The 7,579-nt window shown below is 49.0% G+C and carries 7 protein-coding genes; 4 read left to right on the top strand and 3 right to left on the bottom strand.

Annotated elements, in window-relative coordinates; translation table 11 throughout:
• Window positions 1-251, bottom strand: a 251-nt coding sequence (locus tag AC1WIP_RS08465) for a hypothetical protein (protein WP_481141434.1), incomplete at its 3' end; no start/stop codon positions are given.
• A gap of 198 nt (window positions 252-449) precedes the next feature.
• Between AC1WIP_RS08465 and eno the strand changes: the two genes are divergently transcribed.
• On the top strand, window positions 450-1,745 hold the full coding sequence (gene eno, locus AC1WIP_RS08460) for a phosphopyruvate hydratase (protein WP_481141433.1): 1,296 nt from the start codon (window positions 450-452) through the stop codon (window positions 1,743-1,745).
• Window positions 1,746-1,808: 63 nt separating this feature from the next.
• Here eno and AC1WIP_RS08455 read toward each other — a convergent pair whose 3' ends face one another.
• The gene (locus tag AC1WIP_RS08455; protein WP_481141432.1) at window positions 1,809-3,149 is read right to left on the bottom strand and encodes a glycosyltransferase; all 1,341 of its coding nucleotides are present in this window, start codon (window positions 3,147-3,149) and stop codon (window positions 1,809-1,811) included.
• 142 nt (window positions 3,150-3,291) lie between these two features.
• Between AC1WIP_RS08455 and AC1WIP_RS08450 the strand changes: the two genes are divergently transcribed.
• The 3 genes from AC1WIP_RS08450 (at window position 3,292) to AC1WIP_RS08440 (ending at window position 6,439) form a co-directional block, all read left to right on the top strand.
• Window positions 3,292-4,413 (top strand): MGDG synthase family glycosyltransferase, encoded by a 1,122-nt coding sequence (locus tag AC1WIP_RS08450; RefSeq protein WP_481141431.1) that lies wholly within the window; start codon window positions 3,292-3,294, stop codon window positions 4,411-4,413.
• Window positions 4,414-4,420: 7 nt separating this feature from the next.
• Window positions 4,421-5,032 (top strand): glycerol-3-phosphate acyltransferase, encoded by a 612-nt coding sequence (locus tag AC1WIP_RS08445; protein ID WP_481141430.1) that lies wholly within the window; start codon window positions 4,421-4,423, stop codon window positions 5,030-5,032.
• Between the two features lie 123 nt (window positions 5,033-5,155).
• Window positions 5,156-6,439: an enolase-like domain-containing protein gene (locus AC1WIP_RS08440; protein WP_481141429.1), complete on the top strand. Its 1,284-nt coding sequence runs from the start codon at window positions 5,156-5,158 to the stop codon at window positions 6,437-6,439.
• Window positions 6,440-6,499: 60 nt separating this feature from the next.
• Here the strand turns inward: AC1WIP_RS08440 and AC1WIP_RS08435 are convergent.
• Window positions 6,500-7,579, bottom strand: a 1,080-nt coding sequence (locus tag AC1WIP_RS08435; protein ID WP_481141428.1) for a response regulator transcription factor, incomplete at its 5' end; no start/stop codon positions are given.

The following is a 7,579-nucleotide window of genomic DNA, read 5'->3' as shown; positions in this document are numbered from 1 at the left end:
CGGCAGCAGCGTTCGGCAAAGAGTAAAAAGCCTGCGGCGGCAGCGCCAAAAATGAGATAACACCAGATCAAAACCATATTGGGCATTAACATCCAGGTAAGGACACTGTATAACAGCAAAAAGATACAGAATGCCCAGGAGCAGTAACGCAGCAAAATGGCATTGTCATCCGCAATCTGCTTTTTTGACATGGAAAAATACTGTCGGCTTCGCGCTGCAAAAAGGGCGGGCTTAATCAAAAGTTTTCTCATCTGGAACCCCCTTTTATGTAAGAATCATCTAAAAGTTCAAAAATCTGCTAATTTAAAATTATACTGTAATACTGAGAAAAATTCAACATTTAGGGCTCTGGAAGCCCATTGATTTCCCTCAAAAATTCTTTTATCCTAAAAAGGGATATAAAGACGGGATGTGCAGAAAGCGTTCCCCCAGAAAGGAGATTTCGGAAAATGAATGATCTGCAGATTGTAAAGGTAATCGGAAGGGAAATCATAGACTCCAGAGGAAATCCTACCGTTGAGGCGGAGGTGACTTTGGCGGACGGAAGCACAGGGAGAGGCATGGCTCCCAGCGGCGCCTCCACAGGAGAATTCGAGGCCCTGGAGCTTCGGGACAATGACAAATCCAGATATCTTGGAAAGGGTGTGTCCAAGGCGGTGGAAAATATCAATACGGTAATTGGGGAAGCTGTGTCGGGAATGGACGCTTCCGACACCTATGCGGTGGATCAGGCCATGATCCGGGCAGACGGCACTAAGGATAAGTCGAAGCTGGGGGCAAATGCCATTCTGGCGGTTTCCATTGCGGCGGCCAGAGCGGCTGCCATTTCCCTGGACATTCCGCTGTACCGGTTTTTGGGCGGCGTTTCCGGCAACAGGCTTCCCGTGCCTATGATGAATATTTTAAACGGGGGAGCCCATGCGGCAAACACTGTGGATGTGCAGGAATTTATGATCATGCCGGTGGGAGCTGCAAGCTTCCGGGAGGGACTGCGCTGGTGTACGGAGGTATTTCACGCGCTGGCGGCTTTGTTAAAGGAAAAGGGACTTGCCACCTCTGTTGGGGACGAGGGCGGCTTTGCGCCGGACCTTGCCAGTGACGAGGAGGCTCTCCAATATATTTTAAAGGCAGTGGAAAAGGCGGGATATGAGCCGGGAAAGGATTTTATGCTGGCAATGGACGCAGCCTCCAGCGAGTGGAAGGGCACAAAGAAGGGGGAGTATATACTGCCTAAGTCAGGGCTTCAGTTTACCTCCAGGGAGCTGATTGCACACTGGAAGGGCTTAGTGGAAAAATATCCCATTATCTCCATAGAGGATGCGCTGGACGAAGAGGACTGGGAGGGCTGGCAGCTTCTCACAAAGGAATTGGGAGATAAGGTACAGCTGGTAGGAGACGACCTGTTTGTGACCAATACCGAAAGACTGAAAAAGGGAATTGAATTAGGCTGCGGCAACGCTATTTTGATCAAGCTGAACCAGATCGGCTCCGTTTCAGAGACCCTCGAGGCCATCAAAATGGCGCACAAGGCAGGCTATACCGCAATTTCCTCCCACCGCTCCGGTGAAACCGAGGACACCACCATTGCGGATTTGGCGGTGGCGTTAAACACCTGCCAGATCAAAACAGGCGCTCCCAGCAGAACAGAGCGGGTGGCAAAATACAATCAGCTGCTGCGCATTGAGGAGGCCCTTGGGGCGGCGGCAGTTTACCCCGGAATGGGAGCCTTCAATGTAAAACGCTGAGGTTCTTAAGGAGGCCGGAGGGATACAGCCTGCGGCTTCCATGCTTTTGAAAAAGAAAGCCTCCTAGAGTATTTTACGGATATTTTCCTTTATTTTTTCATTGAGACAGGCGTAGCGGATCAGCTCTTCCTCGGTAAAGCCCTGAAAACGAACCTGATCGTAATCATTTTGGGCAGTGGCAAATTCTTCCAGAATGCCGTCGCAGGGGGAAAGGAATTGAAAGGAGAGAATTTTGTCCGTAACCTCTTTCTTTCCCTTGCTTTCGGCCTTCTTTTCCCGAAGCTCTTCCATGCGCAGATACCCCTTGGAGACCAGCCGCTGAAGGCTCACAGAGAGGGCGCGGCGTGACAGATTCACAAAATCCGCCAGCTCCTTCCTGCTCTGAAAGCGACTGTACTGGCTTAAATAAAAAAGCACCTTTACATCGTTTAAGGTCAGATCGTTTTTAACAGCGATGGTCTCCATATAACGTTCTAAAAGCTTACGTTCTCTGTAAGCTTCCATAATGATTCCGTCGCTGTCAACTGCCCCGGAGAAAATGCCGGTGCGCTCATCCCCCAGCTTTTTAGACCCGGGCAGAATGGACAGAGGAACCAGGCCATCCGTGGCAGCCTTCACCAGAAAGCTGTAGACCTGCAGACGGTTTTTTTCGTATTCCTCCTCGTCCAGAATATTTTTATAAAAATTGTTGTAGTAGTCAAACATCAAAAGCTTCATTTTTATGGATTTGGACAGGCTCATGCCTTGACTGACCAGCGAGCCTTCCGTTTTTACATAATAGTATACGGGAGCCTGCAGGGCGTAGAAGGTTTTGGCGTGGTAAATATATTCCAGATTAAACAGGAAATCCTCGCACCAGCTTAAGGCTGCGTCCATGCGAAGATGATGCTTCTTTACAATATCCCGGCGGTAAAGCTTGTTCCACAGTACGCCGTAGTAAAAATCTGCGGGATTTGCCATCATATGGGCGGCGTAAGCCTCTCTGCCCAAAACCCCTTCCTCCTCGATATCCCCCTTGTGGGAAATCCGCTTTCCCACCACGCGGTAGAAATCGGCGATGACCATATCGCAGTGGTGCTCTGCTGCGGCCCTGACAAAAAGCTTAGTGGCGTCGGGAGTCAGCCAGTCGTCGCTGTCTACAAACTGCAGATACGTGCCCCGGGCCTGATCCATGGCAAAATTTCTGGTGTCTGAAACACCGGTATTGGGCTTGTGAAACACCCGGACCCGGGAATCCATGGCGGCATACGCATCACAGATTTCCCCGGAGGAATCTGTGCTTCCGTCATCTGTAAGTAAAAGCTCATAGTCTGTAAACTCCTGATGAAGAATGCTGTCCACACAGCGCCTGATATACTTTTCTCCATTATAGACCGGAACAATGATACTGACAGTAGGCTCCATTTCCCCATACTCCTTTTGAGAATTTATCACTGTTAAGCATTATAATATCAAATTTGTACACTTAGCAAGTGCATCTGGTAAAAAAAAGCGATCTGTGGTAAGATGTATGATACTTGGGAATCAGACAAACGAGGGATGAGGGATGAAGGTTTTGATTTTATCCTGCGATACCGGCGAGGGACATAACTCGGCGGGCAGGGCTGTAAAGGAATTTGTGGAAAAACAAGGCGATCAGGCTGTGATGCTTGACATGATGCTTTTAAAGGGAAAAAGAGTGTCAAGGGCGGTCAGCCAGACCTATATCAATGTGGTAAAGTGTGTCCCCGGTCTGTTTGGCTTTGTTTATAAGCTGGGGGGCCTGATTTCTTCTCCAAAGAGGAAATCCCCTGTGTATTTTGCCTGTGCGCTGGTGGCAAAAAGTCTGCGGCGCTATCTGGAGGAAAATGATTTTGATGTAATTGTGACGCCCCATCTTTATCCGGCGGAAACCCTGACTTATATGAAAAGAAAAGGCTGGCTTGCCCAGAGCGTGGTGGCGGTGTGTACCGATTACACCTGCATTCCCTTCTGGGAGGAGACGGACTGTGACTATTACGTGATTCCTCACGAGGATCTGATGGGCGAGTTTGCAGACCGGGGCATACCCCAGGAAAAAATGCTTCCCTGGGGAATCCCGGTGCGCCTGGCATTTTTAGAGCGGCCGGACAGGATACAGGCCAGAAAGAATCTGGGGCTTGCAATGGATCATCGCATTTATCTGGTGATGGGCGGAAGCATGGGTTTTGGCATGATACAGATTTTTGTGCTGGAGCTGGCAAGACGGCTGATGGAAAAGGAAGAAATTATTGTAATCTGCGGCAATAACCAAAAGCTTGAGGATAGACTGGATCAGGAGCTGGGCGGCAGAGAGAGCGTAAAGATTTTAGGGTATACAGATCAGGTGGCGGATTATATGGCGGCCTGCGATGTGATTTTTACCAAGCCCGGAGGACTAAGCAGCACGGAGGCTGCGGTGCGGCATATTCCCATCGTACATACCAAGCCCATACCGGGCTGTGAGAACCGGAATCTGGAGTTTTTTCAGTCCAGAGGCATGTCTGTGGGAAGAAGAAGCTTTTTCGGACAGGTGAAGGCCGGGAGAAAGCTGTTGGAAAAAGAAAAGCTCAGACAGGATATGATACAGGCCCAGGAGAGGAATGTGAAGCCGGATTCGGTGAACAAAATTTACGGATTGTTACGGGAGCTGGCACAGTTACAGGGGTGAGGAAGCAGTGACGACAAGAGAAATTTTATTTGTAGTGGCAGGATATCTTTCGGGAAGCGTATTGTATGGCTATCTGCTTCCCAAATATTTCAAAAAGGTGGATGTGACAAAGGAAAGCGACGATGGGAATCCGGGGACGGCCAATGTATTTAAATGCGCGGGGGCGCCTATGGGAATTCTGGTGCTTTGTCTGGAGCTTTTAAAGGGCTTTATCCCCGTGCATCTTGCCTTTAGGGCGGTAGACCCTGCAAGAAGCGCCTTTGCATTGATACTGGCGGCGCCGGTTCTGGGCCACGCCTATCCCTTCTGGAACCTGAAAAAGGGCGGGAAATCCATTGCGGTGTCCTTTGGGGTGCTGCTGGGATTGATCCCCATCTGGATGCCGGTGCTTTTGCTGGCGGCCTTTTACCTGGGATTTTCACTTATTATTATCATACAGCCCCATTTCTTCCGGTCGGTGATTACCTTCCTGCTGTTTTTTGCAGGAGTGCTGTGTACTGTGCCCATGGAGAGCATTGTGGCCGGCTGTCTGGGAATTTCGCTGATTGTGATTCGCAAGCACTTTGTGCGCTATCAGGGAGAAAAGCTGAGAATCCGGATTTTGGGGCTTGTGCGGTAGAGAATCGGAAATTTCAGTTTACTTTTCAGAATCCGTATTTTATAATATAAGTGCTTCTTAATTCAAACTGCTGTACCGGATGAAATGTTCAAGCTGCTGAATATTTTTTCAGGAGGCAGAAAGATGTCAAACAGAGCAATTAAAACAGTACGGGCTATGGAGGTATACACCAAAAAAGGACATCCTGGAATCGAGGCGGTTGTCCTTACGGAGGATGGCAGAGAGGGAAGAGCCGTCTGCACGGCAGGAAATTCAGTGGGCTCCCATGAGGTTAAATTTGCGTATGACGGAGGCAGCAGATGGAATGGGCTGGGCGTTATGAAGGCCGTAAACAGCATTCATGAAATCATTGCACCTGCCCTGCGGGGGCTGGATGCGGCGGATCAGTATCTGATCGACAGCACCATGCTCTCTTTGAGGGACGCTTCCGGCGCAGCGCTGGGAGGAAATGCCCTTGCCGCTGTTTCCGCAGCCGCCCTGAAGGCCGGTGCGGCCAGTCTTCAGATTCCTCTTTATCGCCACATCGGCGGTGCAAACGCCATATATCTTCCTGTGCCGGGAATCGGTGCGGTAAATGGGCATATGCGCTGGGGAGGAGGCGTTACAACCCCTTCCGGCAAGCCTTCCTATTCCTTTATGTGCCATGGCTTTGGCTCCTTTGCGGAGGCCTCCTATGCAGGCTGGGAAATCCAGAACGTATGGGATGAGATGATGGAAGCCATCGGAATGGGGCCCAAGGATTGGTATGGTATGTATACTATTCCTAAGGGAATTGTCTCCTCGGATGAACAGATATGGGAATATATGACAGAGGCCATTGTCAGGTCAGGCTATGAGGGAAGAATCGGCATTCAGGTTGACGTTGCGTCCGACACCTATTACGACCGGACAGAACAGAAATATCATGGTCTGTTTTCGGAGGCGCCAAAGACAAGGGATGAGTTGCTTTCATTGTATTTATATGCGGTGAAAACCTATCCTTTTGTGATTATTGAGGATCCGTTTTTTGAGGACGATTATGAGAGCCATGCCATGCTCACCTCAAAGGTTGACATACAGATTGTTGGGGATGATTTGTTTACCACCAATGTGGAGCGTCTCAAAAAGGGAGCACAGATACACGCAGCCAATACAATGCTGCTGAAGGTAAATCAGATAGGCACAATGAGCCAGGCATTTGACACCATCCAGTACGCCTATAAGATGGGCTATGGCGTGATGCCTTGTGAAAGCCGCGGCGAAGGGCCGGCCATTGCAGATTACTGTGTGGGCATCAACGCCTGCGCGGTGCGCGAGATGGCTACGGGAGAAGTTGCCAACAGATTTCTTGAGATAGAGCAGGAGCTGGGCAGCAAGGCAAGATTTATGGGAACCAGGGGCCTGATGGGAGAACGTTTCAGAAAATAAAGGCGGATGCTGTGGGGCATGCTTTGAAAGCATAAAAATAGAGTAGACGGTTTTTGGCGTCTACTCTATTTTTTGATGTTTCCTGTAATCAGAAGGGGTCATGGAGGTCGTTTTTTTAAATGCGCGGTTAAAATGGGAAATGTCGTTATAGCCTACCCTCAAGGCGATGTCTGCAATCCGCATATCAGGCTGCTGCATCAATAATTTTGCGTTTTCAATTCGCACAAAACGCAGGTAATCACGGAAGTTCGTATTGGTTTTGCTGCTGAAAAGGTAGCTGAAATAATTGGGATGAATGTAAAGCTGGTCAGCCACATCCTGCAGGGTGATATTTCGGAAATAATTTTTGGAGATATAATCCTTGGCCTTTTGGATAATATATTCATCGTTTTCCCTAAGCTCCCTGCAGTAATCCCTGATGTGAACAGCCAGGTTTTCGCAGAACCGCAGCTTCAGCTGGCTTAAGGTGGGCAGCATTTTTACTGTGTTGGCCAGATCATAGGAGGTAAGCTTATACTGGGAAATAATCCTGATATAGGTATTGTTTTTCTGCATCAGGTCGTAAATCCATGCGGTCAGCATATTCCGGATTTCCTCCTGGGAAAGAATCTCCTTTGTGCAGCCTTCAAAAAAAGCTTCAAAGGTTTTCAGGGCATTTTCAAGCTGTCCTGAGGACACGAATACAGAGGCCTGGGCCAAAAGCTCTTTGAGCGCTTCCCTTTCCAAGGGTGTATTTTCTGCCAGGTCAAAAAAGGAATCCCTCTGGTTGATACTGGAAAGCAGATTTTTTTCCAGATTCTGCTCTAAAAGAGAGGTGTCGTAGGGAGGGAGCCCTCGAGCGCGTATTTCCTGAATCAATTCAATGAGATTTTTAGTGTTTACCGGCTTTAACAGATAATCTGCTGCTCCGTATTTCATGGAATTGCGGATAAAATGATAGTCGTCGTAGCCGCTGAGCATGATAATGCTGCACTGAATTTTGCTTTTCTGCAGCATCTCCAGCATCCAAAGGCCGTCATACTCCTTCATTTTCATATCAGAAATGACGATGGAAGGATGCAGCTCAACTATTTTGGAGAGCGCGTCAAGCCCGTTTTCCGCCTGGGAAACAGTATGCTCAAAGGGGAGCTGATCCCGGAG

The sequence above is a fragment of the Acetatifactor sp. genome, from assembly GCF_982438285.1.
Note: the sequence above shows the minus strand (reverse complement) of the source record. Positions and strands in the feature narration are given on the sequence as shown.

What these genes read in the sequence shown, in the direction of transcription:
- AC1WIP_RS08440 (WP_481141429.1), top strand. Translation starts at nt 5,156, where the DNA reads ATGTCAAACAGAGCAATTAAAACAGTACGGGCTATGGAGGTATACACC.
- AC1WIP_RS08455 (WP_481141432.1), bottom strand. Translation starts at nt 3,149, where the DNA reads ATGGAGCCTACTGTCAGTATCATTGTTCCGGTCTATAATGGAGAAAAG.
- eno (WP_481141433.1), top strand. Translation starts at nt 450, where the DNA reads ATGAATGATCTGCAGATTGTAAAGGTAATCGGAAGGGAAATCATAGAC.
- AC1WIP_RS08450 (WP_481141431.1), top strand. Translation starts at nt 3,292, where the DNA reads ATGAAGGTTTTGATTTTATCCTGCGATACCGGCGAGGGACATAACTCG.